Source organism: Gallibacterium faecale, assembly GCF_027920745.1.
GTDB lineage: Bacteria > Pseudomonadota > Gammaproteobacteria > Enterobacterales > Pasteurellaceae > Gallibacterium > Gallibacterium faecale.
The window spans coordinates 16787-43771 of sequence record NZ_JAQIBB010000038.1 but is presented as its reverse complement, the minus strand read 5'-3'; the positions used below and the strand labels follow the sequence as shown (position 1 = coordinate 43771).

The following is a 26985-nucleotide window of genomic DNA, read 5'->3' as shown; positions in this document are numbered from 1 at the left end:
TAAAATATATTAAAAAAATTTCGCTCACGGCTATATCTTGCAATTTTAGTATCTGGATTTATTAGATCCAATTCATATAACTGATTGTTTATTTGCATAACCTGTGGAGCTATTTGTTTTTCAAGTTCGGTTAGATGGTATTCATCTTTAAACAAAGTATAATATTGTTTCTCATCTTTAATTGGTCTTAACTTCTCAATTCCTCGTTGTTTTTGCCATTCTTCTAATGGCATAAGTACCTTTACTGTATCACTTGCTATTGCACAACGAATTGGTGTCGTTATTTCAGCAATAATCCTATCATAATTGATAAGCAGTAATAATATTATAAACACAACACAGCAAATATGATTAGCAACACAACAATGTTTTTCAGACTTAGAGCGAGAAGCAAAAACATTATAAATATCTTTATATTTTTTACTTACTTTCTTTATTAGCCAACGACACATTTTTCACCTATCAGGTTATATTTTGTCTAATAATTCCTGCAACTTCGATTTCAATTTATTTTTGATCGCATCATCTAAACGAATACGATACGTCGGTGAAAAACAATCTCCCTCTAAATCTAAGTTAAGGTGATATTCTTCAAATCTTTCTTTGGTAGGTTGAATCGCAAATTGCCATTCACATTGTGAAGTTACAGGATGAATGCTGCCTTCTCCAATTAAACGGAGATCATGCAAGACAATTTCTCCTTGCTGTAATCGCCACTGCTTATGATTGCCAACTAAATGACCTTCCATATGTTCAAACGTTGTATCTTGTAGTGATTGTTCCAAACCTGAAATCGCAAAAGGTAAAGAATTACCGACTAAGCCAAGCAAGTTAAAACCTTTGATCTGTCCGCCACCGACACTCATAAACGCTACTTCAGCGTCTGCCAATTCACCACCAGCTTGCGTTACTTGCCCTTGTAAATCAAAATCAGCTACAACTAAAGGTTGGTAGCCTAACAGTTGAGAAAGCTGCTCTGCTGCAATTTTTCTGCCACTGATCGTCCAAACCGTTTGCTGTTCATTCGTATTTTGTTTACTTAGTGCTAATTCGCCCTGATTTGGGGTGAATATCTGCAAATCCGTGTGTTCATTATGAATTAACGCTTTTATCGCTGGAAACATTGCTTGATTTATTTGGAGATTTTCAGCATTAATTTGCGATTGCGGTGACTGTTGCCAACTAATTTTATCAGCCGCCACTTTCATTGCAGTCATCTGTGCGATCGGTTTACGCCACTGCCATTGCAATGCTAATTGTTGTAGGTCAATTTGTGATGGTGTGCGGTGTAATTGAAATTGCCCCTGAAGATCTGTAATTTGTTGATTTTCTGCTTTTAGTATCTGTACTTGTTGCCCTTTACCTGAATCCTGATAATCAATAATGGCATTTACTTGATCTAAGTAAAGTTGTTGTTGATTGGTTAGCTGCCCATCAATCAGGCGAATTTGTTTAATCCATTGATTCCCTGATAACCATCCTAAATAACTTAATTTTAAGTTAAGTTCTCGTGCAGAGATGTGCCAAGTATCTTGTTGATACACAATATTTTTAAGATGGAGAGAAAATGGAAAATAGGAAATTTTGATATTTTGAGGAGGAAGTTCGATTGCATATTCTGTTGCTAACTGCTGGGTAATTGTATTACTAAGCTGAGAGAGTTGATACCCTGCGATCGCTAACCCCGATAAGATAACAACACTCCCGCCAATTACCCAACGTTTGTTCATTTTGCATCCTCATTAATCTTACTAGCAACAGCACCTTGTTGATTTTTATATTTTGCATCAGAACGGCTATTATATGGTCGTTGGGCTTCGCCACTTAATACTTCAAAACTTAATGCCCCAATCACCATTTTAGGACGTAACGCTAACGGCAATTTTCCTGAATTATAGAACTCTAAAACGATTCTGCCTTCCCAACCTGGATCAATGCGATGTGCTGTGACATGAACCATTAACCCTAATCTTGCTAATGAAGAACGTCCATCTAGCCAACCAATAATATTACTCGGTAATTTGACTGATTCATATGTGCTAGCCAATGCAAGAACGCCTGGATGTAAGAAAAAAGGTTCGCCATCTTCAATAATAATCTCTTCGCTCATCACTTGTTCTAATTGAGCTGAAACCGCTTCTTTTGGTCCACTAAGATCAATATAAGCCGCAGAGTGATCACGAAAAACTCGGAATGAATTTCCTAATCGTACATCCACTGTTGCCCCATTAATTTTGCTATTATCTGGACGAGGCGATAACACAATTTTCCCTTCATCTAAATAACGTTCTATATCGGTATCACATAATCTCATCAATTCACCTTTCTTTTATTTTTTACGTAACAGTTGCAAAATTTGTGCTTTCAGAATATTGATTGCAATTCTGTTTTTACCGCCACGAGGCACAATAATATCAGCATACTGTTTAGACGGTTCAATAAATTGGAAAAACATTGGACGTACTGTTTTACGATATTGTTCCACCACAGAATCCATTGTTCTACCACGTTCTTCCATATCACGTTTTAAACGGCGGATAAAACAGATATCCAGTGGTGCATCAACGAAAATAGATACATTTATCTCATCACGAATACGCTCATCTGTCAGTAAGAGAATGCCTTCAAGAATAATCACCTTTTTAGGTTCAAAATGCTTAGTATTCCCTGTTCTAGTATGTTCTACATAGCTATATTCTGGGATATCCACCGCTTGCCCTGCTTTTAAGGTACGTAAATGTTCTAATAATAATTCACGATCCATTGAGTTTGGGTGGTCATAGTTGGTTTTAGTGCGAGTTTCAAAATCGAGGTGGCTTTGATCTTTATAATAGGAATCTTCAGAAATAATACCAATTTCTTCACACCCTAATTCTTCACATAACTCTTTATAAATTGTAGAAGCAATTAGACTTTTTCCAGAAGCTGAAGCGCCTGCAATACCGATAATAATAGAAGGTTCGTGTGCTGTTGAATGGTTAGTTTCAGACATAATAGTTCGCCAATAAGCTAGATAAAATTCTGCTTATTATAAAGAAGCTCTCTAGTCACCACAACCGCAGAAACAAGATAAATTTTCTTTTTCTTTCAACTATTTTGCAATTTTTACTAATAAAGGAACGAAATGAATCGGAAGTTTTTATCTGATCAGTAAAGAATAATCAATGACTTGATTTTATCTTGCATAGGCTATGAAAAAATAACCTTAATTGCTAAAACTTAGTAACTTAAATTATTGATATATAATGGATTAATGGCACGCCCTATTGGATTCGAACCAATGACCTACGGCTTAGAAGGCCGTTGCTCTATCCAGCTGAGCTAAGGGCGCATAGGAATAGCTGAGTGAAGATAAAAAAATGGTCGGCGAGATAGGATTTGAACCTACGACCCACTGGTCCCAAACCAGTTGCGCTACCAAACTGCGCTACTCGCCGACGTGTGAGGTGCATTATAGTTTTTATTTCTCCCCCGTCAATCATTTTTTTTAATTTTAAAAATAACCGCTTAAAATTAATCCATACCCTTATCAAACAGGCTTTTTTTTGAGAAAATCTAGCCCCGAATAATCAATGCAACACACCTACGGAGAAATCAATGCAAGCTCAAACTATTTCTGGTACTGCTCTGGCTAAATCAATCAAGGCTGAACTTAATCAAAAAATCCAAGCTATTGTGCAGCAAGGTCATCGTTCACCAGGTCTAGCCGTTATTTTAGTTGGTGAAAATCCTGCTTCACAAATTTATGTAGAAAACAAACGCAAAAGTTGTCTTGAAGTCGGTATCCAATCTAAATCATTTAATCTTCCTGATACCATTTCTGAGCAAGAGTTACTCAACTTAATTGATCAACTAAACCAAGATGATAGTATTGACGGCATTTTAGTCCAATTACCACTACCAAAACATATCAGTAGTGTGAAAGTAATTGAACGAATTGATCCCGCTAAAGACGTTGATGGTTTCCACCCATACAATGTTGGTAGATTGTGTCAACGTATTCCAACGCTGCGAGCTTGTACACCTTATGGCATTATGAAATTACTTGCCACCACAGGCATTGACTTACACGGACAACACGCTGTTATTGTTGGTGCATCAAATATCGTTGGCCGCCCAATGGCAATGGAATTGTTATTAGCAGGCTGTACCGTTACCGTTACTCACCGTTTCACAAAAAATTTAGCTGAATTGGTTGGACAAGCTGATATTTTAGTCGTTGCTGTTGGTAAGCCACATCTTGTTCCTGGTGAATGGGTAAAACCAGGGGCGATTGTGATTGATGTGGGAATTAATCGTGTGGATGGCAAAGTCGTTGGTGATATTGTGTTTGAAACTGCGCAACAACGTGCAGCCTATATTACGCCTGTTCCAGGTGGTGTTGGACCAATGACCGTAGCAATGTTAATGGAAAATACATTGCTTGCTTATCGCCAACATTTGGGTTTAGAGTAAGCTATTACTGTTTGTATTTGGTAACAAATACATTGTTTAATTCTATTCTTCCATTTAGGTTTCGCCCTTGCTAAAGGGCGAAATTTAGATTATTAACAATAGCCTATACTTAGACATAAAACTTAATCACTATTTAACACTTTCTAGAGTGACCTAAACTTTGTCACTAAATTGAATATTTAAATACAGTCTAAATCCTTTCTAAAAGATAAAGTTTTCCCCTATACCTTATAAAGTGAATCTTCGTCATCAATTTGTCATATTTCCCCAATATACTTCATTGCGCAAATTACTTTCATCATGCAAGGAGAATCGCAATGACTCGTTCATTACAAGAAAATGTTAATATGAATCCCTCGAATAATCCTTCAATTTCTGAAGTATTAGATGTTCACTTATCGCGCCGTAAGATATTAAAAATGGGTGGCATCGCTAGTGCAATCGCGCTACTTCCTTCTGCCTTTATCTCACCTAATCTATTTGCCGCTTCATCAGCTCTCCCTCGTCGAATGACCTCTTTAGATTTTACAGCGGTTCCTTTTTCTACAACGGATACTGTTGTTGTGCCAAAAGGTTATCGCGCGTCACCTTTCTATTTGTGGGGAGATCCGGTAGGGATTGATGGCAATAGCCCTGCGTTTAAACCAGACACATCAAATACTGCAGAAGAACAAGCTGCACAAGCAGGTATGAATCATGATGGTATGGCTTATTTTCCTCTCGAAAATGGCAATGAACATGGTTTATTAGTGATGAATCATGAATATGTTGATAATGGGCTATTATTCCCTGATGGTGATAAAACCTGGAATGCAGATAAAGTTAAAAAATCGCAAAATGCGATGGGTATTTCGATTATTGAGGTGAAGAAAAATAATGGCGAGTGGGAAGTTGTTCGTCCATCAAAATATGCACGCCGAATTACGCCACATACGCCAATGCATCTCATTGGCCCAGCTCGTGGTAATAAATTAATGCAAACAGCTGCCGATCCAAAAGGCGAAATGGTTTTAGGGACAATGCAAAACTGTGCTAATGGTGAAACTCCGTGGGGAACTTATCTCACTTGTGAAGAAAACTGGAGCGATATTTTTGTGCGTGACAGCGGTAATTTCACAGCTCTCGATAAGCGTTACGGTATTATGCAAAAAGAGAAAGAGGATAAATATCGTTGGTATGAATTTGATGATCGTTTTCATACTGATAAAACACCTAATGAACCACACCGCTTTGGTTGGGTTGTAGAAATTGATCCATTTAATCCTTCTTCTACGCCAGTAAAACATACTGCACTCGGTCGTTTTAAACATGAAGGGGCGATGTTAGATATTAGTAACGATGGTCATGCTGTGGTGTATATGGGTGACGATCAGCGATTTGAATATATCTATAAATTCGTGTCAAAAGAAAAATATCGTGAAAATGATCGTGCTCACAATATGCGTCTGTTAAGTGAAGGTACCCTTTATGTCGCACGTTTTAATGACGATGGTTCTGGTGATTGGTTGCCTTTAGTCTTTGGTCAGAATGGTTTAACCGTTGAAAATGGCTTTGAAAATCAAGGTGATTTACTTGTAAAAACAAGAATGGCTGCGGATAAACTTGGCGCAACAAAAATGGATCGTCCTGAATGGATTGCTGCCGATCCTTACGTGAAAGGGAATGTCTATTGTACCTTAACCAATAACTCACAACGTGGCAAAGAAGGCAAACCAGGAACAGATAAGGCTAATCCACGGGATAAAAATGAATTCGGTCATATTATTCGCTGGCAAGAAGCTGAAGGTAAAGGTACTGCGGAGAAATTTACTTGGGATATTTTCGCACTAGCCGGTAATAATGAAAAAGGACAAGGCAATATTAAAGGCGATGCGTTCGGTAGTCCTGATGGCTTACGCTTTGCACCAAATGGCGTATTATGGGTACAGACTGATGTTTCCTCTAGTACCATTAATAAAAAAGCGTATGAGGGGATGGGTAATAACCAAATGCTTGCCGTTATTCCAGAAGAAGGGCGTTTTAAACGTTTCCTAACTGGGCCAAATGGCTGTGAAATCACAGGTATTGCTTTTACCCCTGATAACAAAACTATGTTTATTAATATTCAACATCCTGGCGAACCAGATTCAGGCGTTACAGATCCAACACAAGTAACTGCTATTTCAACCTGGCCAGATGCTTCTGGAAAATCTCGCCCGCGTTCAGGAACTGTGGTGATTCAAAAAGATGATGGCGGTATGATTGGTTCATAGCCATTTTATTAGACTCTCTCAATAAACAAAAAGACCTTACTGTTTTAACTCAAGTAAGGTCTCAGACTATTGACAAACCTAAATTTAGTCACAAATCTTAATAAAATGTTTAATGGGTTCCCTCTCACACTTGCCCGAATGCAAATAAGATTTTCAGGCAAAAAAAGTGAGCATTTTTCGAACGTAGTGAGAAAAATCTCTGTTTTTTGCCGCCCGGAAAATCTTATTGGAATGAGGAACAACAAGTGTGCGAGGGTTTGCTTTCTTTTGCCTCCTTTTCTTTACAAATCAAAGAAAAGGAGGTCGCCCATTGGGGCGAAACCTAAATGCTAACTAGAACAAAACATCTAAAAAATATTAAATAAAATTTGTCATAAAATGGACTTACTATTTTAACTTAAGTAAGGTCTTCCCTTTTTTATGGCAATTACTTAATTTTTTGCACCTGCTTTTTCTTTTAATTTAGTTAATAATTTCTGATGAATACCACCAAAACTACCATTACTCATCACTAAAATATGATCGGTTGGCTTCGCCTCTTCTACAATTTTTGTCACTAATAAATCTAAATCTGCCGCCCAAGTTGCTGGTTGCACACATTGATTCGCAATTTCAACCACTTCCCAAGGCAAATTATCTGGTTGTAATAAAAAGACATAATCTGCACGTACTAGTGCAGGCGCAAGTTCCTTAGTATGTACGCCCATTTTCATTGTATTAGAACGTGGTTCTAACACCGCTAAGATTCTCACCCCGCCACCCACTTTATCACGTAAAGCAGCTAATGTTGCTGCAATCTCAACTGGGTGATGAGCAAAGTCATCATAAACAGTAATCCCGTTTACTTCGCCTTTTACTTCTAAGCGACGACTTGCATTGACAAAGGTCGCTAATGCTTGACAAGCGGTGTCAATTCTTACCCCCGCATGATACGCTGCAGCAATGGCCATCAACGCATTAAACATATTATGTTGCCCAACAATATTCCATTTTACTTCAGCTACTTTTTGCTGATTATGGAACACTTCAAACTCAGTACAATCATTACGTAAACGTTGTGCATACCACTCTTTATCTTTACCAATAAACTGTTGCTCACTCCAACATCCCATTGCTAATGTTTCTTTTACACTAGTTTCATCAGCAAATGATAAAATGCGTCCTTTAGATGGAATGGTACGAATCATATGATGGAATTGGCGTTGAATCGCAGTTAAATTATCGAAAATATCTGCATGATCAAAACCAATATTATTGATAATTAATGTTTTTGGATTGTAATGAATGAATTTAGAACGTTTATCAAAAAACGCAGTATCATATTCATCTGCTTCAATCACAAAAAAAGGCGATTTGCCTAATCGAGCAGAAATACCGAAATTACCTGAAATACCACCAATTAAGAAGCCTGGTTCTAACCCTGCTTGATCAAGAATCCAAGCTAACATCCCTGTGGTCGTTGTTTTTCCATGTGTTCCCGATACTGCTAAAACCCAACGATCGCGTAATAAATGATCATGTAACCATTGTGGTCCTGACATATAAGGTAGGTTGTTATCTAACACATATTCAACACAAGGATTTCCTCGTTTCATTGCATTACCGATAATTACTAAATCAGGTGCAGGTTGTAACTGTGCAACATCATAATTAGGAATAATTTCAATCCCACTTTTTTCTAGAAATACGCTCATTGGTGGATATACATTGACATCTGATCCTGTCACTTTATAACCTAATTCACGAGCTACAATCGCAAGCCCTCCCATGAACGTACCGCAAATTCCCAAAATATGAATATGTTTTTCTGTTGTCTTCATTAGTTTCTCACTTTACTTACATTTATTTATATTAATCTTTCTTTTCAATGATTTATATTACCAACTCTCTTTTACCCAATTTTCTTACTATAATAATTCGATATCACCTCATTTATAAAATTCACAAATATAATTACTTAATTCTTTTATAAATTAATGATGATTTAGTTATTAGGTTTAGATTTATGAATGAAAAATATAGTCAGTCAGTCAGTCAGTCAGTCAGTCAGTCAGTCAGTCAGTCAGTCAGTCAGTCAGTCAGTCAGTCAGTCAGTCAGTCAGTCAGTCAGTCAGTCAGTCAGTCAGTCAGTCAGTCAGTCAGTCAGTCAGTTAATATTCTAATGCGGATAATTACTTTAATACTAGGAATTTTTATCACTTTTTTTGGTTACAGTCAGATGACTTTAGCTGATGTATTTCCTCATTCATCAATCAAGCCAAATATCCAAATTCCATTTTCTGCTGAAATTAGAGTTATCTCACAAAATATGCAACGTGAACCTGATGGAACTATCTCTTTTGCTACAACTTACTCAATCCAAAATCAATCAAAAAAATCTATTCAGCAAGTGGCTTGGTACGCTGTCTATACATTTAATGATCGTATTATTGATAATCGTTTTATTAATCTAAAATTCAATCAATTTAATATTTTAAAACCACAACAACGTTATTATTTATCAACACTTCTCCCCGAAGAAGAAATGATAACCTTTAGTAAAAATATTTTTACTAACAATACTAAAAATATTCGGATTAAGCCCATCATCAAATTTATTCAATTTGATGATTGTGAAGAACCACATAAAATGAGAAATAAAATAAATAGGGAATTGGTTGGAAAAAATTGGAATAAGCGGGTAAAGAAATTAGGAATGACAAGGCTTGACGTAATATCAAGCCTTTTTTGTAGGTAAAATATAGAAACCATATAAAATGAGAAAAAATGCTGAAATGCCCGAAAAAAATCACCTAAAGTGAGAAATTTTAATGTCCGTTAAAATAGCATTTAAACCAAATTAAAATGTGGGTCATTACTTGCTTGCTGGTTAAGATCCATTCGCTGCCTTAGCGATTGCTTCATCCTTGTCGTTATCACTGGTAGTATTTGTTGTAAAACCTAGCATTGAAAAAGATAACGTTAAAATAGCCTCTCTTCCTCTGTCGTCCGTTTTGCGATAATTGCGGATCACTGTCATTTCTTCTACTTTTAAAGGCTGTCCATCAAGTATAGGGTTATTCTTTGGTTTTTGGCGTTCTATAGCCCGCTGTAAGGCTTGTAAGGCTTGTTCAGCTTCATTTATTGCTTGCTCTATTGGCAACTCAGGCAAGCTATGCGATTTGAGTGGCACGGGTTTATCCATCGTTTTTTCTAAAGGCTGAGCAAAGCCCAAAGCCTGCTGTACGGCAGGAGGCATATCCCCAACATAATATTCAAATACATTTCCTTTAACCCCAGCTACCCGTCTTCTTTGCCAATTTTCTAACTTAGCTTTTTTGGTTATACCTTGTACAGTTGTAGGTAATCCACCAACTCCTACAAGTTCTTTCATTTCAAACCATTCTTGGATCATTTTAAAATACCTTAACTTAAACTTTGGATTAAGTTAAAAAGATAGAAATCAAGATTTAAATTCTTTAATTTTTTCAATTACTTAACTAAAAGTTAGAAAAATCTTCTAAAAATTAACTTAAACCGTTTGACTTAAACCAATAGATTAAGTTAAGATTAACTTAATCTTTGGGTGTAACACTTTAGATTTACACCAAGTTTAAACCAAATTGAGTTTAAAGGAAATGCAAGGAATGTTTTATGAAAAAAGACTGGAGCAGAAAACGAATTGTGTATGAGCTACACGAGCGAAATATCACATTAGCATCGCTATCTGTTAAGGCGGGATTATCGCCATCAACGCTAAAAAACGCGTTAAGAATGAGCTATCCGAAAGGTGAACGCATTATCGCTGAAGCCATTGGGGTGCCACCTCAAGAAATTTGGGCAAAACGTTATGCGGAACGGGAGAACCGCTTATGTGGGTCGAATTAAAAAATATTTTAGGGATAAGCGGACTTCCAACTACCGTTCAAGGTGTAACTAAAAAAGCTAAAGCTGAAAATTGGGAACGCCGTCGCAAAGCTGGAGCAAAAGGCAACGTATTTGAATACGCCTTCACCTCCCTCCCCCAAGAAGTCCAAGCAGAATATTTGCTTAAAAACAGCAAGCCGTCAAAACAAAGTGCGGTGGAAAAACAGGCTGAAAAGCAAATGACCGAAAGCGCCTGGAATGTCCTTGCCTCTGCCACCAACGAACAAGAACGCCGTGCAGAACATCGTTTTGCTGCGGTAATAAAGCTGAAAAAGCTCTTAGATTTACGTTACAAGTTGATGGAAGCCATTGATCTGGTTGTTGAGAGTTTTAACGGGCAAGAAGGTGAAACTGTTAGCCGAGGCAGTTTAAAGCGTTGGTGGTACAAAGTGAAAAATCACCCACAAAGCAACTGGCTACCGCTTTTATTAGATCGCATTGAGCGAGACAGCACGAATCGCTATGCCGAAATAGATGATACAGCGTGGAAATATTTCCTAAAACTTTATCTACGTAAAAGCCAACCTCAATTTAACGCTTGTTACTACCATCTCAGTTTAGCTGCTGAAGAAAATGGTTGGGCAATTCCGAGCTTAAGCGGTTTAAAGCGTAAAGTGAAACGAGAAATTAGTGCTGCAGAATTAGCCTTAGCGCGTGGCGGTGAACATACATTACGAGAAATTATTAAACCGCAAAAAAGAACAGTTGCCCATCTTGATGCCTTAGAAATTGTTAATGGCGATGGTTATCAACATAACGTATTTGTGGATTGGTATGAAGATGGCAGCCGACCAATTAGACCTAAAACATGGTTTTGGCAAGATGTTCGTACTCGCCGCATTTTAGCGTGGTGTGTCGATGATAGCGAAAACGGTGATCAAATACGCCAAGCGACATTACGCCTTATCAAGCAATACGGCATACCAAAAACAATCTTAATGGATAACACTCGTGCAGCCTCAGATTTACAGACCTCAACTCAAACAAAACGGGGTAAACGTAACAAAGAGATCTTAGTAGAAGGTTTGTTAGAGCGACTCGGTATTAAAGTTATCCGCACCTTAGTGTTTAAAGGTAGAGGGAATGGTCGAGCAAAACCGATTGAACGTGCTTTTAGACGCGACGCATTGCCGAGCTACATTGATTTAGATCCTAGATTGGAGGGTTATTTTACAGGCTTTGATGTCGTTAATCGCCCTGAAGATTACCAATACAAAAAAGGCGTAAATAAAGCCTTATTTTTGCAAGTAGTTGAAGAGGGTGTACGGCTTTGGAACAGTAAAAAAGGTCGACAAACTGAACTAGGGGAAGGGATTTACAGCGCTGATGAGCTTTGGATAAGAGATTACGCAAAAATCGACGCGATTAAGCCAAGCGAAGAACAACTTAGACAGCTAATGATGTTGGGCGAAAGCACCAAAGTGGATAAACACGGTTGCTTTAAATTGAAAGCGGGGTATCGCATTAACGGGCAACAAAATCGCTACTACTCACCTGCTTTACAAGGTGGTGAGTATTCACAGGTGGTCGTACGCTTTGATCCTGACAACCTGCACGGCACGGTCCATGTTTATGATTTAAATGGCGTGTATCTGTGTGATGCTCAATGTGAAGAGGCGGTTGCCTTTGACAGTATGGAAGGCGCAAGACAACAACGCAGATTTGACACGCAAGAAAGTAAGTTAGCGAAAAAACTGCTTGATACACAAGAAAAAGCGTCTGCTGCGGAATATGAACAGTATCGCAAAAAATTTATTGATACCCCTGATGCAGATCTTGCTAAACCACGACAAATTAAACCGTTGCCAGCGTTTGACGGTAGTGCCGCATTAAAAGTAGTTGATGATGAGCATTATCAACCCAAACCAACAAAAAAAACCGATTTAAACAAAGGGCTAGATATTTATGCTCAATTATTAAGAGAACAGGAGAATTAACCCATGACCCTCATTGAACAAATTAAGCAAATTGTTGAAAGTGCAGAAATAAGTCAAGCAAAACTCGCTAAAGAAATTGGTGTAACCAGTGGCGCGCTATCAAGTTACTTAAATGAAAAATATCAAGGCAATACCGACAAAATTTCTCAATTATTACTTAGCTGGTTAGAGCACCGCCAAGAACGCCAAGCGAAATTTATGGTTGCCCCTGATTTTATCAAAACAGCGACAGCTGAAGATGTGATGGAAACATTACGTTACGCACATTTACTCAGCACAATGGCGACAGTTTATGGGGCAAGTGGTGTGGGGAAAACCACTGCTGCAAAAGCCTATAAACAGCAAAATCCTAATGTCTGGATGATTACCGCCAATCCAAGTCGGGCAAGTTTAAGCGAAACGCTGTATGAAATGGCGTTAGAGCTTGGTTTAAATGATGTACCAAAACGAAAAGGGAATTTATCTCGTTTAATTGTGAAAAACTTACCGACACCAAAGGGTTATTTATTATTGATGAAGCAGATCATCTCCCTTATGAAACCTTAGAAGAAATTCGCTTAATTCAAGAGCAATGTCAAATTGGGTTTGTGTTAATTGGCAATGACAAAGTATATACCCGTTTACGTGGTGGCATGCATCAAACACACGAATATGCTCGTCTTTGGTCGCGAATATCTGATCACAAACGCATAAAAGAAAGCCAAGTGGAAGACATTATTGCTATCGCAGAGGCTTGGCAATTAGACAGCGAAAACAAGAAGTTGATTGCTCTCCTTAGTAGTATCTGCAAACAAGGAGGTGGGTTACGTATTCTGACTCAAATCTTACGCTTGGCGTGGATCAGTGCGAAAAGTGAAAACCAACCATTGAATTATGACTGGATTTATTCAGCAAAAATGAAATTGCAAGGCGGTGCGAAATGAAAAGATTAATGATGATCGGGCTTGCGGTATTACTTACTGCCTGCCAACAGGAGCCAAAAGAGACAGAGTGTGATCAGTTGTGCTGGCAACAAAAAGCGGATAGAGAGTGGAAGTTGGAACATGGCGAATTTCAAACGCCGCTAAGCCCAGAACACGAGCAAGAAATCTACGAATATTTGAAGAAACATTATCCAGACACAGACTTTAACGACCATAAACTAGGAGAATAACTATGGCACAAAAAACAAGACTAAAAAGCGACACAGTGCGCTATACAACACGCGAAGAAGTTGAAGTTGCAATTAAAGAAGTTGGCGATTTGCAGCGTGAATTACAACGTATTGCGACACACCAAAACGACGAACTTGCGGCGATTACTGAAAAATACGCACCGCAGATTGCTGAATTACAAGAGCGAATTAAGCCATTGCAAAAAGCGATTGAGGTTTGGTGTGAAGCGAATCGAGCTGAACTCACTAATAACGGCAAAACAAAAACAGGCAGTTTCAATACTGGCGAAGTGCAGTGGCGACAACGTCCGCCGAGCGTGTTGATCCGCAAAGCGGAAGATGTATTAGAACGGTTACGTCAATTAGGTTTAAGTCGCTTTATCCGCAGCAAAGATGAGCCGAATAAAGAAGCAATGTTAGCAGAGCCAGACATTGCAGCCACTGTAACAGGGATCACCATCAAAAAAGGTGTAGAAGATTTTGTGATTACACCGTTTGAGCAGGGAGTGTAGTGATGAGAAATGAAGACTATTACAACCACGCTGAACAAGCAGTGCTGTTAGAACAAAAAGCAGAATATCAAGATGCAGCTCTGTACTGGCGCTTAGCAGCGGGAAAGGCAAGAAAAGAAGCGAATCAAAAATGGGCGATATCAAGAAGTCAAATTTGCGACAGAATGCATATTAGACCATTTGGGGGTGAAAAATGAAAATTAATCAACAACGTAAAGAGAAAGGATTTGAAGGCTTAAATGATGTACGAAATTTGATGGAGCTTATCAATGATCACGTCGCCGATAATGAGTTTGATGAAGCGGTTTATTTGTTACGCAAGGTGAGAGAGATGCTGATTGAAGCAGAAGTAAATTTTAAATTTGTACATTTAGCCTAGGAGAAAAAACAATGAACTACGAAGATTATATCAAGATGACACAATGTGCGGTCTATAGCATTACCTTTCCAACGGAGAATATTATTGAGAAACTCGAAAACGCAGTATTGCCAGAGCACACAGAGGGTAAGTTTGAGATTGTGAAAAATCTCATCACAGGTAAAAAGATAATGCAGTTAGAAGAGGGCGGTATCTATTTTTCTATTCGCGCCGAATTCAAACAAATTACTAAGCAACTCATTGCTTGTAAAATGATTGAATTTAAAGATATGAAGAAAAGAGATGCTGAGCATTTAGCGAGAGTTGAATTGTATCAAGCATTACCGCCGTCTAGTGAACTTTATAATGTTTTTTATAACCCAGCCACGCAAATATTAGTCATTAACAACAAGTCAAAACGCAGTAACTTGGCGTTAAGTTTGCTAGTTGAATTGTTTGGCTTAGTTGGCGTGAAGTCTGTTGTGGTTTCAACTGAAAAACTTGGTATTGATACCAAATTTAAACAATACCTTGACAACCATACCCCATTATTCAACTCATTAGGATTCGATTACGAAGCTACGCTACGTCGAGCAACAGATGATGAAACTATCTATCGCACGTGTCGTCATCTTGATACAGACGAGGGGCTTAATAACGCTAGACAAGCTATGAATGACGGCTTTAGTGTGCAATCGCTAGCAATGCGCTACGAAGACGAATACGGTAGCATTTTACGTTTTAAACTCGATGAAAATTTAAAAATTAGAAGTATGAAATTTGCTGACTATGCGGAAACGGTGCGACAGCTTCGCGGCGATCATGCTGGTAAAGCGATGATATTACAAGATTATATTATGCAGCAATATCACATTTTAAACCGCATTATTGCTAACACCGTCCTTGAGTTTACCCAAGATACCAAGTTAGAAGATTTTGTATAAAGCTTATTTAAACGCCTTTTAAATTAAATTCGAAAGGCGTTAATAATGGGTTTTACGAGGAAATAAAAAATATGCGTTACACAAAACCGCAATTAATCAAGTTAATACATATCGCCAAGCATAAATTACGTATTGATGAAGAGACTTACCGCCTAATTTTGCGTAATGAAACTGGTAAAAACAGCTGTAAAGAAATGACTATCGTTGAATTAATGAAAGTCTTTGATCATTTTGAAAGGTCTGGCTTTAAACGCATGGTGAAGCGTAAGTATTCACCTGTGTCATCAGTTGCAAAAGTCAAACACGATATTGCGTTAAAGATCCGCGCTCTCTGGATTGAAATGCACAAGACTGGCGTTGTTAGAGATGGTTCGGAAGATGCATTAAACAGCTTTGTGCGTAACGTTGTTAATCCTATTTTACAGCAACAAAATCAGCCGATTGTGTTAAACGTGCAAAGCCTTGACTATAAACTTGGTACAATCGTCTTAGAACGTCTGAAAAAATGGCAGAAACGTACGCAAAACGAGGTGAAATTATGAAACTTGCTCGTTGCCCAATTTGCCACAGCGATATCCATTTAGATCAGCTGCTTGAAGACGATGCAGGACGTGAATTGCTTGCGTTAATTGCAAAGTGTAACGCAGAAGTGGCACGTCCATTAGTTGCTTATATCAGCTTATTTCGACCTGAAAAATCTGCATTATCAAACAGTCGTGCAGTGAAGTTAATTAAAGAAGTGTTTGCGCTTTATCCGCAGTCACTTTTGCTCGCTCATGCGTTAAGCGAAACTGTGCAATCTGTACAAAATAAACGCCGTAACGCTCAAAATACCGCACCGCTTGCAAACCATAATTACCTAAAACAAGTGTATGAAACCAACGCACCTAAGTTTATGAGTACACAAGTACAGCAGGTAAATGACGCGGAACAAGCGCAAACTAATACACAAGCAGAACAGCAAGAAAAAATGAACACGATTTTGGGGCTTGAGCAACTAAGAAAATACGGTAAAGAAATCTGGGGAATGCCCGGTTATGAATTGTGGGTTGAGTGGAAGAAAAAACAGGAGGCATTAAATGGAAAATAAAACAACCTTTGAAGATAAAGCCCCAGAAATCCTCCTTGATTTAGCGGAACATACGCGTGAGCTATTAGTGAAAAAACATCAATTTGCGGACGAAAAAGCCAAGCAAATCGGTATTGAGCTAGCTCAGTGCATTGCGGAAAACTGGGGCGGCGAAGTGATCTACATTCCAAAAGCGTTATTGATTGCATTAAGTGAACGTGATTTAGCGATTTGGCAAGAGTTTAATGGTAGTAATCACCGTGAACTCTCACGCAAGTATGGAGTATCCATGCAATGGGTGTATCAAATTGTTAAAAGAGTGCAAAAGGAAGAAGTAGCGAAAAGACAGTTTGATATGTTTGGTGAAAACAAGTAATGGCTTTTTAGCGCTTGACGCAAACACAAAAAAACGTTAATTTTGCGGACAGGCTCTCAAAAAGCCGAAAATGCGCTTAGCACAAGCGAACCAAGGTGCTATTTTTTTATCCGTAATTTGAGTATCAGAACGCCCCGAGTGTCAGAATACCTAAATGCGGTGAAAAAATAAAAACTTTTTAAACAATGACCGACAGTGCGAGGAATATAATACCGCAAGGGAATAACTCCGCTGTTCATTTTCACAGTTTTGAGCTGTCGGTCGCCCTACTCAAAATAGGGTCTCTATTCAGAGGAAATGAAAATGACACACTTCAATATCAAAACCTTTACAGGTTCACTTCAAAATCAAACCGTTCAACTTATCAATGCTCGTGATCTTCATTCGCTTTTGAAAGTGAAAAGAGATTTTTCAACTTGGATTAAAGATCGCATTTCAGATTATGGTTTTATCCTAAATGAAGACTTTTCCCCAGTTTTGGGGAAAAGTGAGGGGTTCTTTGGAAGACCTAGCAAAGACTATCACATCACCCTTGATATGGCGAAAGAGCTTTGTATGCTTGAGCGTTCAGAATTAGGGCAACAAGCTCGCCGATATTTTATCCAAATGGAAAAAGCCGCACGCCAGCTGGCTCAACAACAATTAGTTATTCCTACCTTCCTCCATCAAGGACAAATGTCCCCCTTACCACAAAATCAAATCGCCATTGACAAAGACCGCTATATCGCCTTACTGGAAAGTGAAAACAGCTTGCTGAAAAGCAACCACGGCAAACCGCTCCACCCTCGCAAAGGGCAACGCCTTGATGAGGCAGAAAAAAGCGAAATTAAGCGCTTATACGCCCAAGGAATGACAAAAGCAGCGATTGCTCGTCAAATTAATCGCTCAGAAAGTGCTGTTGGTGTTGTATTGAAAAAATAAGGAGCGAGATTATGTTAAGAATTGAATTTGAAGATCTGTTAAGAAATAATGAACGAATGATAGGGGCATTGCATTTTTTAAGTTATATCACTGAACTTGCTGAAAATAGTGCAACGCCTGATTTAATAGGTATGTCGGACTTGCTAGCAGTATTAGCGGATGCGAGCCGTCAACAAAAAGAAAGTCTACAAATAATTTTAACCATGACAGAACAGCGAGAACGAGAGAATAACGAATAAATGTGATCTATTGCACATTTACTAAATCCCATCTTAATTAAGGTGGGATTTTTTATTTGTATTTGTCTTATACTAAAATAAGTTTATCAAACATAAAGAAAAATCAAATGAACTCAATAAAAAAATATACCGCTATTTTATGCCTGTTTTTTGTTTTACCAACCACCTCTTTTGCTCAGGATATCGGCTTAACAGTGTCGCAATTTGCGAAACGAGTGAATGCAAATCTTGCTAGTATGGAATCGCCGTTTAGAATGAGCGAGTCGCTTAAGATTCAGACGGGTGAAGTGAATGATGTTGCTAGTTATCAATTTTCAGATAATTTTTCAGTGGTGATTACCGTTGACAAAAAGACACTTAAAGTAAAGAGTTTAATAACTAATGTAGTCCCTATTGCAGATGGCGGAGATCAAAATTTAATTATGTTTTTTAGTAATTCTGCACTTTTATCCGCTTTTGATGGAAAAAACTCAATGAAGACTGTTGGTAAAAAATTTATTACGCTTACTACTGAAGCGATAACGGAGTGGGGAAAGTCAAAAAAAGATATTCAAAAATCATTTATTCTTAATGGTAAACAATACGGTATCTCAATAAGTCAATATACGGGCATTATGTCATTTGCTGAAATTGAGGAATAATAGCATGATAAAAAATATTACTATCTTTATATTAATTTGTGTTAGCGGTTTTGCTTATGCTACTAAGCAAGAATACAGTTGCGATGATGGGAAGCGCTACTGCAAAGAAATGAGAAGTTGCGAAGAAGCCAAATACCATCTAGAGCAATGCGGATTATCTCGTCTTGACCGAGATAAAGACGGGATTCCGTGCGAAAGTATTTGTCGTCGATAAGTCTTTAAAGCACTTTAAAATCAAAAATCACCACTAAGTTTTAAACTCCCTTTAAACCAAGTTTAAAGGGAGTTTTTTATGTCATTACCTATCCTAAAAATTGTCATCCACTGCTCCGCTACCCAAAACGGCAAGCAGCTCAGAAATAAAACCGAAACCGCAGCCCAAGTCATCGACCACTGGCATCAACAACGCGGATTTCAGCGTCAATCGTGGGCGTATCGCACCTTTAATCCATATCTACAACACATTGGTTACCACTATGTTATCGACACTGACGGCATGGTCGAAACGGGTCGCAAAGTTGGCGAAACCGGTGCTCACGTCAAAGGACATAACCAAAACAGCATTGGTATCTGTCTAGTGGGCGGTATCAGCATTGACGGCAAAAATTTTGGTCGTTACACCGCCAAGCAGTGGCAAGCATTGCATCGCTTATTGTGCGAATTAGAAAGTCAACATCCAAGCGCCAAAATCTGTGGACACCGCGATTTATCGCCCGATTTGAATGGCGACGGCACAATTACCCCGAACGAATGGCTCAAAGATTGTCCATGCTTTGACGTCTGGGCGTGGCTCGACAGCGGTGAGGTGATTAACACCGACCATTTGTTTAATGATTGAGGAGCAAAAAAATGAGCGCAATAACCATTATTGTTACCACTCTAATTATCGGTTGCTGTTTTAAAGTTGGTGAGGCAATCGGCGCGTGTTTTGGCGACCAAATTAAATACCGCTATGTGTTATGGCGTGATAAACGGAGTAAAGATGAACAAGCAAGCTAAAAAATTAAAGTCAAAATTAAAACGAATTAAAGTGCATGGACCAAGGTTTATCGGTCAACAAAGTAAATTAGCTATACAAAGTCAAGCGCATAATGACGGGCTAACAAAAGCACAAATTATTTTTAGGAGATTGATATGCAATTAAGTGAATTAATCACTAACGACAACGGTCGTCTTAGTACAACTGCGTTTATTCAATTCTTTGGTGCAGTCTTGATGGCGGGAATTTTAACATATTGCGTCTATCTCGACCGTAGTTACACGCCGGAGCTCTTTATGGCCTTTGCTGTTTTTTGTGCAGGTGGCGCAGCGACCAAAGGTTTTGCCAATGCGCTTAATAAAGGGGATAAGGGATGAGTTTAACCGTATATGTCATTGCTGGTATTGCTATAGTCATTATTGGATTAATTGCTTGCTTTAGTATCAAAGTTGCGCAAGCGAAAAAGACTATCGCTCACTATCAACAGATTGCACAACAGCTACAACAACAAAAAGCAGTGGCTGATACACAAGTGAAAAATTATCAGGAGAAAGCTAAAAATGAAGAAAACAATCGTGGCGTTAGTCGTGATGATGTCATTAACCGCTTGCAGCAAGCCGGCGACTTACGTGATGAATAGCAGTTGTGCCGGCTTTAGTCTGATTAAAGCAAGTCGCAATGACACAACAGAAACCTTGCGCCAAATCTTAGTGCATAACCAAACTTATCGTGCAATTTGCAAGGAGGCAACGAATGACCGAAATCCTTGATGTGGTACAAAAGCACTGGGGGATTATTTTGTCGGTGGCAGGTTTTGTTGGATTTATTGTGCGACTGACAATGGATAGCAAGTATATCAAACGCGAAGAAATGCACAGTTTGCGTCAAACGGTCAGTACAAATGAACATCGCTTAGATGCGCTTGAAACGAAAGTACAAGACTTGCCGACTACTTCAGATTTGGCAGAAATTAAAATCTTAATGGCAAAACTGGATGGTAAAAGCGACAAAATAGCAACGAAAGTCGAGGGGTTAAGTCATCAAGTACAACTGCTAATTGAAAAGGAAGTAAGAAATGGATAAGTACAATATTTTTGCACAAGACCAACGAATGCTGTTATTGCATTTTTTAGCAGAAAACAACAACAGTGCCAATGATGAGGTGTTGCAAGATTGCTTACAACTCTATGGGCATCGTATTAGTCGAGATGTGGTTCGTACTCAACTAAATTGGCTGGCAGAGCAAGGCTTAGTGACCGTGAGTGATTTTGGGCATCTGCGAATTGCCAAATTAACCGCACGAGGTTTTGATGTCAGTCAAAATCAAGCGACGGTTGAAGGCGTGAAGAAAAATCCGTTTATTGACGGTTTTCGTTAGAAAGGTGGCGATATGGAACAGCTTAGTGTCAAAAAAGCTACGCGGGGACGTGCCTCAAAAGTCGATTTACTACCGCCTAATATCAAAACCCAACTGGCAATGATGTTGCGTGATAAACAGTTTTCACAGCAAGAAATCCTACAAGAAATTAATGACCTCATTGCTGATTGTGGATTGCCGGAGTCGATGCAATTAAGTCGCACCGGTTTAAACCGTTATGCCTCTCGAATGGAAAAATTTGGAGCAAAAATCCGTCAATCGAGAGAAATTGCTGAAGTGTGGGCAAAGCAACTAGGCGAAACACCACAAACCGATATTGGAAAGTTGCTGATGGAAGCGGTAAAAACAATGGCGTTTGAACTGACCTTAAACGTCGATGAAACAGGGATTAAAGATCCGAAATTTTTAAACCAGCTTGCCTTAATTTCCCAGCGGATTGAACAGGCTCAAAGCACCAACTACGAACGTGAACGCAAAATCCGCAAAGAAGTACTGGAACAAGCCGCCAAAGCGGTTGAAGAAGCCGGTAAACAATCCGGAATGGCAATCGCCGACGTGGAAAAAATGATGAGAGCGGTTTATGGCATTGGCGACTAACACTCTATTGTATGGCTATCAACAGCGTTGGCTACAGGATAACAGCCGTTTTAAAGTAGCAATGTTTGCCCGTCAGACCGGCAAAACCTTTACCACTACCCTTGAAATCGTGTTGGATTGTTTGGCTGCCGAAGCACGTGGCGAGAAAACCCGTTGGGTGATTTTATCGCGAGGGGAGCGCCAAGCCAAAGAGGCAATCAATGAGGGCGTTAAACGCCACCTTGAGGCGGTGGGCGTCACCTGCAAAATCGCCGAAGTGCCGTTTGACCCCACCATTAACGCCTTAGAGGTGATTTTTCCGCACGGCTCCAAAATCACCGCGCTACCCGCCAATCCGGACACCGCACGTGGTTTTAGTGCCAATGTGTTTTTAGATGAGTTTGCTTTCCACCAAGACAGCCGTGAAATTTGGAAAGCCTTGTTCCCGGTGATTTCCGCCGGTTGGAAATTGCGAGTGGTTTCCACGCCCAACGGCAAAGGCAATAAATTTTATGAGTTGATGACTGACCTTGACAATACCGAATGGTCGCGACATACGGTCGATATTTATCAAGCGGTCGCTGATGGGCTGCCGCGTGATATTGAACAGCTGCGCAAAGGCTTAAACGACGAGGACGCGTGGGCGCAAGAGTTTGAACTCAAATGGCTCGATGAGGCAAGTAGCTGGCTAAGCTACAATTTAATTGATGGCGTCGAACACCCGCTCGCTGGCAAGCCAGAGCATTACACCGGCAACCCGTGTTTTGTTGGGATGGATATTGCGGTGCGCGGTGACTTGACGGTGATTTGGGTGATTGAGTTGGTGGGCGATGTCTATTGGACGCGTGAGATTATCACCCTCAAACGCGTCGCGTTGCGCGAGCAACTCGCTGAACTTGATCGCGTAATGCGTCAATACAACGTGATTGCTTGTAATCTCGACCAAACAGGGATGGGTGAAAAAATGGTTGAGGACGCACAATATGAGCATGGTAAGCAACGGGTACAAGGGGTGCTATTTAACGTTGCCACTAAACTTAACCTGGCAACCGTGGGCAAAAATGCGTTTGAAGACAGAAGGATACGGATACCGCAAGGTGATACCTTGCTGCGCGAAGATTTACATAAGCTCAAAAAAGTGACCGGGGCAACGGGGCAACCACGCTTTGTAGCGGAAAATGATAACTCTGGACACGCTGACCGGACCTGGGCGTGTTTTTTAGCGTTGCTTGCGGCGAAAGAGGCGGTGCTAACGCCGGTAATGGCGTCAAGTCGTAAACCGCGACAAAGTGTTCAACTAACGAAGGGGTATGAATAATGCATTATGTATTTGCATCATTATGTGTAATAGGTGGCTGTGCATTGCTATGGCTTGGCTTAGATGGATGGGGTTGGTTATTTTTATTTGCATTTTTAACTGCGTGCTAGGAGTAACAGCAGATGAATAAAAAACAAGACATGATCAATGTGATTGCGACACGCGCGCAAGCGATAGATTATTACGCAATCGGACATTATCTCCCCAATCCTGATCCTGTACTTAAAAAAATGGGGCGTGACATCAGTGCTTATCGCGAAGTGTTAGCGGATAGTCATGTTGCCGGTTGTGTCCGTCGCCGTAAGGCAGCGGTTAAAGGCTTAGAGTGGCGAATCACGCCAACTGGACGTGAGGAGGTGGATGAACAACTTAATGCTATTTTTGATGAACTGCCGCTAAATCACATTATCTCGCAAATTTTAAATGCCACTTTATTCGGTTATCAGGCGTTAGAAATTCTCTGGACTTATGAAGATAGCATTTGGAAGCCGGTGGATATCCAAGGTAAACCACCTGAATGGTTTGTCTTTGATGAAGATAATCAATTAAAACTACGCACTAAAGACCATTATTTTGATGGTATTGCATTGCCGGAGAAAAAGTTTTTGCTTGCAACGCAAGACGCAACGTACGAAAACCCTTACGGGCAAGGTGATTTAAGTAAGTGTTTTTGGGCAGCAACCTTTAAAAAAGGCGGCTTTAAATTTTGGCTGGAGTTTACCGAAAAATATGGCTCGCCGTGGCTAGTCGGGAAACATCCTCGTACTGCCACCCAAATAGAAACAGAAGACTTGCTCGATAGTTTAGAACAAATGCTTGGTACTGCCGTGGCGGCTATCCCCAATGATAGCTCAATTGATTTACTAGAAAGTGCCAGCAAAGGCGGTAGCTCACAAGTATTTGATGATTTTCTACGTTACTGCAAGTCCGAAATCAGTGTTGCCATTTTAGGGCAAGACCAAACCACCGAAGCGGACAGTAATCGCGCCAGCGCGACAGCAGGATTAGAAGTGCTGGAAGATATCCGTAACGATGACGCGCGGCTGGTTGAAAGCGTGTTTAACCAGCTTTTAAACTGGCTTTGTGAACTCAATTTTGCGGTTGACCAATTACCGAAATTCGAACTCTTTGAGCAAGAAAGTGTAGATAAATTACAGGCGGAGCGTGATGAAATTTTATCGCGTGTCGGTGTGAAGTTTACTCCGCAATATCTGCAACGCACTTACAACTTTGAAGACGGCGATATTGAGTTAGTCGCTGAAAAGACGGATAAGCCACAAGCCCAACAAGCCCAGTTTGCTGAACCAGAAATGCCCAAAAATATCGCTGACGGCATTGTCGAACAGCTTGAAGTGGAGGGGGAACCTTATGTCGAAAGCTGGTTACAACAGGTGCAAGACAAGCTCTCACAAGCGGAGAGTTTGGAAGAGTTTCGCAACCAGCTGGACAGTCTGATTCCGGAGCTGACCTTTGCCGAATATGCCAAAGTGATGGCATGGGCAAGCACCGTCGCAGAGTTTGCTGGGCGTTATAGCGTGGTTGAAGAGGGCAAAAAATGACGGTACAAAGTGGCTTTAGCTTTAAAGAGCAAGCTCGCTATTTTGCGAAGAAGCTTAACCTGCCAACGAATAGTTATCTTGATGTGCTTGGCGAAGAGCACGATTACTTTTTCATAGTGGCAGGAGCAAATCGCAATGAAGTGCTAGTCGCGATACGAGAAGCGGTAGATGAGGCAATTCAGCGTGGCGAAACACTAGAAGGCTTTCGCCAGCGCTTTGATGAGATTGTTACCAAAACCGGCTGGCAATATAACGGTGGGCGTAACTGGCGCACACGGATTATTTACGATACGAATGTTTATGCGGCATATAACCGCGGACGATTGCAACAGCATTTAGATCTTGCTGATGTGATGCCTTACTGGGAGTATCAACACAACGACAATGCGCACCCACGTCCGTCACACGTTGAGCTTGATGGCACCATTCGCCCCGCTAACGATCCATTTTGGCGTTACTACTACCCGATTAAAGCGTACGGTTGTCATTGTACTGTGATTGCACATGATGATGACGACTTAAAGGCGACAGGAAAATCGCTGTCACCACCGGTACAAATTGAGTTTGAAGAGAAACTGATTGGAGTACGTAGTGGTAATCCAAGACAAGTCAATTTACCAAAAGGGTATGATGTCGGCTTTACGCCGCATAATTTTGACAATCTGAAAGCAGGACGTACACAGAGTATTGATAGTTTATTAATGCAAAAACTCACTATCGCTGAACCGCGTTTTGCAAGTTTGTTGTTAAACGATGTCATTGCTAAACGCCCGCAAGCTGTTGCGATGTTAAATACCGCCATGGCGGAGATGGTCGATACCGTTGCAACAGAAAAAGTCGCACGTGGGCAAATGAAATATGTCGGTGTGATCAATGAAAGTGTGATTGAGAAATTAACCGAATTAGAAAAAGCCCCACAAAGTGCAGTGATTGCGGTGCGAGATGAGGATATTTTACACGCCTTGCGTGATAGCAAACAAACAAAGGGAATTAACTTGCCTGTGGCGTTTTGGCGGCAGTTGCCTGAAAAGTTACGTCATCCGACAGCCATTTTGCTGGAAACGCAACAAAAGCAACCAACGCTGCTTTTTGTTTATGATACTGACCAGGGCAAAGTGGCAGTAAAAATGGACTATGAAATCAAACAGCAAGATCAACTTACTAACAAAAAGTTTAAGGTTAAAGTAAATATGGTAAGAACGGCAAGTGTAATGAAAGATTTTTCTGCGTTATATGATTTTAAACTGCTATGGGGAAGTCTAGATTAAACCGCAGGTTTGCCTGATTCGAACAGGATAATACCCCTTTTTGCAGCGTAACCTTTCCAGTAGGAAACCCCCTGCGGATTTGTTGCACTATACAACTAAACTATTTTTTAATCAACAGGAGAACAAAATGGCTAAAAAAGAAAAAGCCTCCGAAAAGGCTTTTAAAGTAAAAAATGCTTTGCCATTAGAAAAAATTAACGCAATGCGTGATCAGGTTAGTTTAAAATTAAAAGAGAAAAATGACTACGTTCAATTTCTTGTTTGAAAATATGAATGGCTTGTTCTGGTGGTGATAAATCATCAGGTACATTCCATTCTCGGCTAGTGGTTAGGCATTTAGCAATAAAATCCATAATCAAACCATTTGCAGTTGATCTTTGATTAGGGGTTAGCTGTAGCCAAGTTGTTTCACTTTGTTGATCGAGTGTCGCAAGAAACATTATCGCTTCTTTTTCAGAAAGTGGATCAAGTGGTAATTTTTCTGCCTTTTCGACTAGCCATTTCTTTTCAAATAATAAATCATAAACTAAACCTATTGCTTGTTCCCCATTTACTAACATACTTTATTCCTTATACGGTTAGGGTGTTATTACCCTACGTTATTTTAGATGAGATTGATATCGTGATCAAAATTACCCTTGATAACCACGCCAGTAACGAATTAAAGCAAATCGCATTGCAGCTACAACACCCCAAAAAGCTTTATGGGGTGCTGGGCGAAACCTTAAAAAAAATTCATGCGAAACGTTTTGAGCAAGAAGTCGATCCAGAAGGTAAAAAGTGGAAAGCCTTAGCGGATTCAACACTGGCTCGTAAACAGAAAAAAAGCAAAAGTCTTAAAATCCTGCGGCAAGACGGCTATCTCAGTGACAAAACCGCCTATAATTATGATGAGAAGTCATTGGAATTTGGCTCGGATGCAAAATATGCCCGCATTCAGCACTTTGGCGGTAAAACGGGGCGTGGGTATAAAACAACACTGCCTGCTCGCCCGTGGCTGGGTGTAAATCATGATGATAAAGACGTGCTATTAAATAAAGCGACTGCATTGTTACAAAAACAACTTGCACAAGCGATAAAGCCGTAAAAATCAAAATACCGCCAAAATAGCACATACAGGCGTTTAAACAAAATTAACGAGTCA

General features: G+C 39.8%; 37 protein-coding genes, 2 tRNA genes and 1 pseudogene. 31 read left to right on the top strand and 9 right to left on the bottom strand.

Annotation, left to right across the window (positions count from 1 at the left end; all coding sequences use genetic code 11):
* From PF272_RS02945 to PF272_RS02920, 6 genes are all read right to left on the bottom strand, one after another.
* A partial coding sequence (locus tag PF272_RS02945) for a hypothetical protein (RefSeq protein WP_271141568.1) occupies positions 1-452 on the bottom strand: 452 nt, incomplete at its 3' end.
* Positions 453-467: 15 nt separating this feature from the next.
* Positions 468-1730 carry a hypothetical protein gene (locus PF272_RS02940; protein ID WP_271141567.1) on the bottom strand — a complete coding sequence of 421 codons (1263 nt, stop codon included), beginning with the start codon at positions 1728-1730 and terminating at the stop codon, positions 468-470.
* Complete coding sequence (gene dcd, locus PF272_RS02935; protein ID WP_065234714.1) at positions 1727-2314, bottom strand: dCTP deaminase; 588 nt, start codon at positions 2312-2314, stop codon at positions 1727-1729. The genes PF272_RS02940 and dcd overlap by 4 nt, the downstream gene beginning before the upstream one ends.
* 15 nt (positions 2315-2329) lie before the next feature.
* Positions 2330-2992 carry a uridine kinase gene (gene udk, locus PF272_RS02930; protein WP_065234713.1) on the bottom strand — a complete coding sequence of 221 codons (663 nt, stop codon included), beginning with the start codon at positions 2990-2992 and terminating at the stop codon, positions 2330-2332.
* A 262-nt stretch (positions 2993-3254) separates the two neighbouring features.
* Positions 3255-3331, bottom strand: a tRNA-Arg gene (locus PF272_RS02925).
* Between the two features lie 29 nt (positions 3332-3360).
* A tRNA-Pro gene (locus PF272_RS02920) sits at positions 3361-3437 on the bottom strand.
* Between the two features lie 160 nt (positions 3438-3597).
* Between PF272_RS02920 and folD the strand changes: the two genes are divergently transcribed.
* A complete protein-coding gene (gene folD, locus PF272_RS02915) occupies positions 3598-4455 on the top strand; it encodes a bifunctional methylenetetrahydrofolate dehydrogenase/methenyltetrahydrofolate cyclohydrolase FolD (RefSeq protein WP_271141566.1) in 858 nt (285 codons plus the stop codon).
* A gap of 317 nt (positions 4456-4772) precedes the next feature.
* On the top strand, positions 4773-6707 hold the full coding sequence (locus PF272_RS02910) for a PhoX family protein (RefSeq protein ID WP_271141565.1): 1935 nt from the start codon (positions 4773-4775) through the stop codon (positions 6705-6707).
* Positions 6708-7138: 431 nt separating this feature from the next.
* Here the strand turns inward: PF272_RS02910 and mpl are convergent, their stop codons facing one another.
* Positions 7139-8527, bottom strand: a complete 1389-nt coding sequence (gene mpl, locus PF272_RS02905) for a UDP-N-acetylmuramate:L-alanyl-gamma-D-glutamyl-meso-diaminopimelate ligase (RefSeq protein ID WP_271141564.1) — start codon at positions 8525-8527, stop codon at positions 7139-7141.
* Positions 8528-8716: 189 nt separating this feature from the next.
* Here mpl and PF272_RS02900 point away from each other — a divergent pair, with 189 nt between their 5' ends.
* Both PF272_RS02900 and PF272_RS02895 read left to right on the top strand, forming a co-directional pair.
* The gene (locus PF272_RS02900) at positions 8717-8869 is read left to right on the top strand and encodes a hypothetical protein (RefSeq protein ID WP_271141563.1); all 153 of its coding nucleotides are present in this window, start codon (positions 8717-8719) and stop codon (positions 8867-8869) included.
* Between the two features lie 56 nt (positions 8870-8925).
* Complete coding sequence (locus PF272_RS02895; protein ID WP_271141562.1) at positions 8926-9444, top strand: hypothetical protein; 519 nt, start codon at positions 8926-8928, stop codon at positions 9442-9444.
* Positions 9445-9576: 132 nt separating this feature from the next.
* Here the strand turns inward: PF272_RS02895 and PF272_RS02890 are convergent, their stop codons facing one another.
* Entirely contained in the window at positions 9577-10101 is a 525-nt protein-coding gene (locus PF272_RS02890) for a DNA-binding protein (RefSeq protein WP_271141561.1), read from the bottom strand.
* 239 nt (positions 10102-10340) lie between these two features.
* On the opposite strand from PF272_RS02890, the gene PF272_RS02885 reads away from it, so the two are divergent.
* From PF272_RS02885 to PF272_RS02760, 26 genes and pseudogenes are all read left to right on the top strand, one after another.
* Positions 10341-10574, top strand: a complete 234-nt coding sequence (locus tag PF272_RS02885) for a helix-turn-helix domain-containing protein (protein ID WP_271141560.1) — start codon at positions 10341-10343, stop codon at positions 10572-10574.
* Complete coding sequence (locus PF272_RS02880) at positions 10559-12550, top strand: transposase domain-containing protein (protein ID WP_271141559.1); 1992 nt, start codon at positions 10559-10561, stop codon at positions 12548-12550. Before PF272_RS02885 ends, PF272_RS02880 begins: the two co-directional genes overlap by 16 nt.
* Positions 12551-12553: 3 nt before the next feature.
* Positions 12554-13473 (top strand): annotated as a pseudogene (locus tag PF272_RS12950) (AAA family ATPase).
* The gene (locus tag PF272_RS02870) at positions 13470-13703 is read left to right on the top strand and encodes a hypothetical protein (RefSeq protein WP_271141558.1); all 234 of its coding nucleotides are present in this window, start codon (positions 13470-13472) and stop codon (positions 13701-13703) included. The pseudogene PF272_RS12950 and the gene PF272_RS02870 overlap by 4 nt, the downstream one beginning before the upstream one ends.
* A gap of 2 nt (positions 13704-13705) precedes the next feature.
* Positions 13706-14215 carry a host-nuclease inhibitor Gam family protein gene (locus PF272_RS02865; protein WP_271141557.1) on the top strand — a complete coding sequence of 170 codons (510 nt, stop codon included), beginning with the start codon at positions 13706-13708 and terminating at the stop codon, positions 14213-14215.
* A gap of 2 nt (positions 14216-14217) precedes the next feature.
* Positions 14218-14412 (top strand): ANR family transcriptional regulator, encoded by a 195-nt coding sequence (locus tag PF272_RS02860; RefSeq protein WP_271141556.1) that lies wholly within the window; start codon positions 14218-14220, stop codon positions 14410-14412.
* A complete protein-coding gene (locus PF272_RS02855; protein ID WP_271141555.1) occupies positions 14409-14594 on the top strand; it encodes a hypothetical protein in 186 nt (61 codons plus the stop codon). Before PF272_RS02860 ends, PF272_RS02855 begins: the two co-directional genes overlap by 4 nt.
* Positions 14595-14605: 11 nt before the next feature.
* Positions 14606-15517, top strand: a complete 912-nt coding sequence (gene rdgC / locus PF272_RS02850) for a recombination-associated protein RdgC (protein ID WP_271141554.1) — start codon at positions 14606-14608, stop codon at positions 15515-15517.
* 71 nt (positions 15518-15588) lie between these two features.
* Complete coding sequence (locus PF272_RS02845) at positions 15589-16059, top strand: gp16 family protein (protein ID WP_271141553.1); 471 nt, start codon at positions 15589-15591, stop codon at positions 16057-16059.
* The gene (locus tag PF272_RS02840; protein WP_271141552.1) at positions 16056-16607 is read left to right on the top strand and encodes a hypothetical protein; all 552 of its coding nucleotides are present in this window, start codon (positions 16056-16058) and stop codon (positions 16605-16607) included. Before PF272_RS02845 ends, PF272_RS02840 begins: the two co-directional genes overlap by 4 nt.
* Entirely contained in the window at positions 16597-16962 is a 366-nt protein-coding gene (locus tag PF272_RS02835) for a Mor transcription activator family protein (RefSeq protein WP_271141551.1), read from the top strand. Before PF272_RS02840 ends, PF272_RS02835 begins: the two co-directional genes overlap by 11 nt.
* Positions 16963-17265: 303 nt before the next feature.
* On the top strand, positions 17266-17883 hold the full coding sequence (locus PF272_RS02830; RefSeq protein WP_271141550.1) for an antA/AntB antirepressor family protein: 618 nt from the start codon (positions 17266-17268) through the stop codon (positions 17881-17883).
* Positions 17884-17894: 11 nt separating this feature from the next.
* Positions 17895-18122 carry a hypothetical protein gene (locus PF272_RS02825; protein ID WP_271141549.1) on the top strand — a complete coding sequence of 76 codons (228 nt, stop codon included), beginning with the start codon at positions 17895-17897 and terminating at the stop codon, positions 18120-18122.
* 107 nt (positions 18123-18229) lie between these two features.
* Positions 18230-18763: a hypothetical protein gene (locus PF272_RS02820; RefSeq protein WP_271141548.1), complete on the top strand. Its 534-nt coding sequence runs from the start codon at positions 18230-18232 to the stop codon at positions 18761-18763.
* A 4-nt stretch (positions 18764-18767) separates the two neighbouring features.
* Positions 18768-18977: an excalibur calcium-binding domain-containing protein gene (locus PF272_RS02815; protein WP_271141547.1), complete on the top strand. Its 210-nt coding sequence runs from the start codon at positions 18768-18770 to the stop codon at positions 18975-18977.
* Between the two features lie 78 nt (positions 18978-19055).
* The gene (locus tag PF272_RS02810; protein ID WP_271141546.1) at positions 19056-19601 is read left to right on the top strand and encodes an N-acetylmuramoyl-L-alanine amidase; all 546 of its coding nucleotides are present in this window, start codon (positions 19056-19058) and stop codon (positions 19599-19601) included.
* An 11-nt stretch (positions 19602-19612) separates the two neighbouring features.
* Entirely contained in the window at positions 19613-19762 is a 150-nt protein-coding gene (locus tag PF272_RS02805) for a hypothetical protein (protein ID WP_271141545.1), read from the top strand.
* Positions 19746-19907, top strand: coding sequence for a hypothetical protein (locus PF272_RS02800; RefSeq protein ID WP_271141544.1), 162 nt, complete (start codon positions 19746-19748; stop codon positions 19905-19907). The genes PF272_RS02805 and PF272_RS02800 overlap by 17 nt, the downstream gene beginning before the upstream one ends.
* Positions 19898-20119 (top strand): DUF2644 domain-containing protein, encoded by a 222-nt coding sequence (locus tag PF272_RS02795; protein ID WP_271141543.1) that lies wholly within the window; start codon positions 19898-19900, stop codon positions 20117-20119. The genes PF272_RS02800 and PF272_RS02795 overlap by 10 nt, the downstream gene beginning before the upstream one ends.
* A complete protein-coding gene (locus PF272_RS02790) occupies positions 20116-20382 on the top strand; it encodes a DUF2681 domain-containing protein (protein ID WP_271141542.1) in 267 nt (88 codons plus the stop codon). The genes PF272_RS02795 and PF272_RS02790 overlap by 4 nt, the downstream gene beginning before the upstream one ends.
* A gap of 113 nt (positions 20383-20495) precedes the next feature.
* Positions 20496-20825, top strand: a complete 330-nt coding sequence (locus PF272_RS02785; RefSeq protein ID WP_271141541.1) for a DUF2730 family protein — start codon at positions 20496-20498, stop codon at positions 20823-20825.
* Positions 20818-21120: a VpaChn25_0724 family phage protein gene (locus tag PF272_RS02780; protein WP_271141540.1), complete on the top strand. Its 303-nt coding sequence runs from the start codon at positions 20818-20820 to the stop codon at positions 21118-21120. Before PF272_RS02785 ends, PF272_RS02780 begins: the two co-directional genes overlap by 8 nt.
* Before the next feature lie 12 nt (positions 21121-21132).
* On the top strand, positions 21133-21717 hold the full coding sequence (locus tag PF272_RS02775) for a DUF3486 family protein (RefSeq protein ID WP_271141539.1): 585 nt from the start codon (positions 21133-21135) through the stop codon (positions 21715-21717).
* Entirely contained in the window at positions 21701-23014 is a 1314-nt protein-coding gene (locus PF272_RS02770) for a terminase large subunit domain-containing protein (protein WP_271141538.1), read from the top strand. The genes PF272_RS02775 and PF272_RS02770 overlap by 17 nt, the downstream gene beginning before the upstream one ends.
* 122 nt (positions 23015-23136) lie before the next feature.
* The gene (locus PF272_RS02765; protein WP_271141537.1) at positions 23137-24573 is read left to right on the top strand and encodes a DUF935 domain-containing protein; all 1437 of its coding nucleotides are present in this window, start codon (positions 23137-23139) and stop codon (positions 24571-24573) included.
* Positions 24570-25841 (top strand): phage head morphogenesis protein, encoded by a 1272-nt coding sequence (locus tag PF272_RS02760; RefSeq protein ID WP_271141536.1) that lies wholly within the window; start codon positions 24570-24572, stop codon positions 25839-25841. Before PF272_RS02765 ends, PF272_RS02760 begins: the two co-directional genes overlap by 4 nt.
* Positions 25842-26056: 215 nt before the next feature.
* Here the strand turns inward: PF272_RS02760 and PF272_RS02755 are convergent, their stop codons facing one another.
* Complete coding sequence (locus PF272_RS02755) at positions 26057-26401, bottom strand: hypothetical protein (RefSeq protein WP_271141535.1); 345 nt, start codon at positions 26399-26401, stop codon at positions 26057-26059.
* A gap of 62 nt (positions 26402-26463) precedes the next feature.
* Here PF272_RS02755 and PF272_RS02750 point away from each other — a divergent pair, with 62 nt between their 5' ends.
* A complete protein-coding gene (locus PF272_RS02750; RefSeq protein WP_271141534.1) occupies positions 26464-26928 on the top strand; it encodes a phage virion morphogenesis protein in 465 nt (154 codons plus the stop codon).
* Positions 26929-26985 lie beyond the last annotated feature (57 nt).

Excerpts from the sequence above, each read along its gene's own strand:
- PF272_RS02940 (WP_271141567.1), bottom strand. The coding sequence starts at position 1,730 with ATGAACAAACGTTGGGTAATTGGCGGGAGTGTTGTTATCTTATCGGGG.
- dcd (WP_065234714.1), bottom strand. The coding sequence starts at position 2,314 with ATGAGATTATGTGATACCGATATAGAACGTTATTTAGATGAAGGGAAA.
- udk (WP_065234713.1), bottom strand. The coding sequence starts at position 2,992 with ATGTCTGAAACTAACCATTCAACAGCACACGAACCTTCTATTATTATC.
- folD (WP_271141566.1), top strand. The coding sequence starts at position 3,598 with ATGCAAGCTCAAACTATTTCTGGTACTGCTCTGGCTAAATCAATCAAG.
- PF272_RS02910 (WP_271141565.1), top strand. The coding sequence starts at position 4,773 with ATGACTCGTTCATTACAAGAAAATGTTAATATGAATCCCTCGAATAAT.
- mpl (WP_271141564.1), bottom strand. The coding sequence starts at position 8,527 with ATGAAGACAACAGAAAAACATATTCATATTTTGGGAATTTGCGGTACG.
- PF272_RS02900 (WP_271141563.1), top strand. The coding sequence starts at position 8,717 with ATGAAAAATATAGTCAGTCAGTCAGTCAGTCAGTCAGTCAGTCAGTCA.
- PF272_RS02895 (WP_271141562.1), top strand. The coding sequence starts at position 8,926 with ATGACTTTAGCTGATGTATTTCCTCATTCATCAATCAAGCCAAATATC.
- PF272_RS02890 (WP_271141561.1), bottom strand. The coding sequence starts at position 10,101 with ATGATCCAAGAATGGTTTGAAATGAAAGAACTTGTAGGAGTTGGTGGA.
- PF272_RS02885 (WP_271141560.1), top strand. The coding sequence starts at position 10,341 with ATGAAAAAAGACTGGAGCAGAAAACGAATTGTGTATGAGCTACACGAG.
- PF272_RS02880 (WP_271141559.1), top strand. The coding sequence starts at position 10,559 with ATGTGGGTCGAATTAAAAAATATTTTAGGGATAAGCGGACTTCCAACT.
- PF272_RS02870 (WP_271141558.1), top strand. The coding sequence starts at position 13,470 with ATGAAAAGATTAATGATGATCGGGCTTGCGGTATTACTTACTGCCTGC.
- PF272_RS02865 (WP_271141557.1), top strand. The coding sequence starts at position 13,706 with ATGGCACAAAAAACAAGACTAAAAAGCGACACAGTGCGCTATACAACA.
- PF272_RS02860 (WP_271141556.1), top strand. The coding sequence starts at position 14,218 with ATGAGAAATGAAGACTATTACAACCACGCTGAACAAGCAGTGCTGTTA.
- PF272_RS02855 (WP_271141555.1), top strand. The coding sequence starts at position 14,409 with ATGAAAATTAATCAACAACGTAAAGAGAAAGGATTTGAAGGCTTAAAT.
- rdgC (WP_271141554.1), top strand. The coding sequence starts at position 14,606 with ATGAACTACGAAGATTATATCAAGATGACACAATGTGCGGTCTATAGC.
- PF272_RS02845 (WP_271141553.1), top strand. The coding sequence starts at position 15,589 with ATGCGTTACACAAAACCGCAATTAATCAAGTTAATACATATCGCCAAG.
- PF272_RS02840 (WP_271141552.1), top strand. The coding sequence starts at position 16,056 with ATGAAACTTGCTCGTTGCCCAATTTGCCACAGCGATATCCATTTAGAT.
- PF272_RS02835 (WP_271141551.1), top strand. The coding sequence starts at position 16,597 with ATGGAAAATAAAACAACCTTTGAAGATAAAGCCCCAGAAATCCTCCTT.
- PF272_RS02830 (WP_271141550.1), top strand. The coding sequence starts at position 17,266 with ATGACACACTTCAATATCAAAACCTTTACAGGTTCACTTCAAAATCAA.
- PF272_RS02825 (WP_271141549.1), top strand. The coding sequence starts at position 17,895 with ATGTTAAGAATTGAATTTGAAGATCTGTTAAGAAATAATGAACGAATG.
- PF272_RS02820 (WP_271141548.1), top strand. The coding sequence starts at position 18,230 with ATGAACTCAATAAAAAAATATACCGCTATTTTATGCCTGTTTTTTGTT.
- PF272_RS02815 (WP_271141547.1), top strand. The coding sequence starts at position 18,768 with ATGATAAAAAATATTACTATCTTTATATTAATTTGTGTTAGCGGTTTT.
- PF272_RS02810 (WP_271141546.1), top strand. The coding sequence starts at position 19,056 with ATGTCATTACCTATCCTAAAAATTGTCATCCACTGCTCCGCTACCCAA.
- PF272_RS02805 (WP_271141545.1), top strand. The coding sequence starts at position 19,613 with ATGAGCGCAATAACCATTATTGTTACCACTCTAATTATCGGTTGCTGT.
- PF272_RS02800 (WP_271141544.1), top strand. The coding sequence starts at position 19,746 with ATGAACAAGCAAGCTAAAAAATTAAAGTCAAAATTAAAACGAATTAAA.
- PF272_RS02795 (WP_271141543.1), top strand. The coding sequence starts at position 19,898 with ATGCAATTAAGTGAATTAATCACTAACGACAACGGTCGTCTTAGTACA.
- PF272_RS02790 (WP_271141542.1), top strand. The coding sequence starts at position 20,116 with ATGAGTTTAACCGTATATGTCATTGCTGGTATTGCTATAGTCATTATT.
- PF272_RS02785 (WP_271141541.1), top strand. The coding sequence starts at position 20,496 with ATGACCGAAATCCTTGATGTGGTACAAAAGCACTGGGGGATTATTTTG.
- PF272_RS02780 (WP_271141540.1), top strand. The coding sequence starts at position 20,818 with ATGGATAAGTACAATATTTTTGCACAAGACCAACGAATGCTGTTATTG.
- PF272_RS02775 (WP_271141539.1), top strand. The coding sequence starts at position 21,133 with ATGGAACAGCTTAGTGTCAAAAAAGCTACGCGGGGACGTGCCTCAAAA.
- PF272_RS02770 (WP_271141538.1), top strand. The coding sequence starts at position 21,701 with ATGGCATTGGCGACTAACACTCTATTGTATGGCTATCAACAGCGTTGG.
- PF272_RS02765 (WP_271141537.1), top strand. The coding sequence starts at position 23,137 with ATGAATAAAAAACAAGACATGATCAATGTGATTGCGACACGCGCGCAA.
- PF272_RS02760 (WP_271141536.1), top strand. The coding sequence starts at position 24,570 with ATGACGGTACAAAGTGGCTTTAGCTTTAAAGAGCAAGCTCGCTATTTT.
- PF272_RS02755 (WP_271141535.1), bottom strand. The coding sequence starts at position 26,401 with ATGTTAGTAAATGGGGAACAAGCAATAGGTTTAGTTTATGATTTATTA.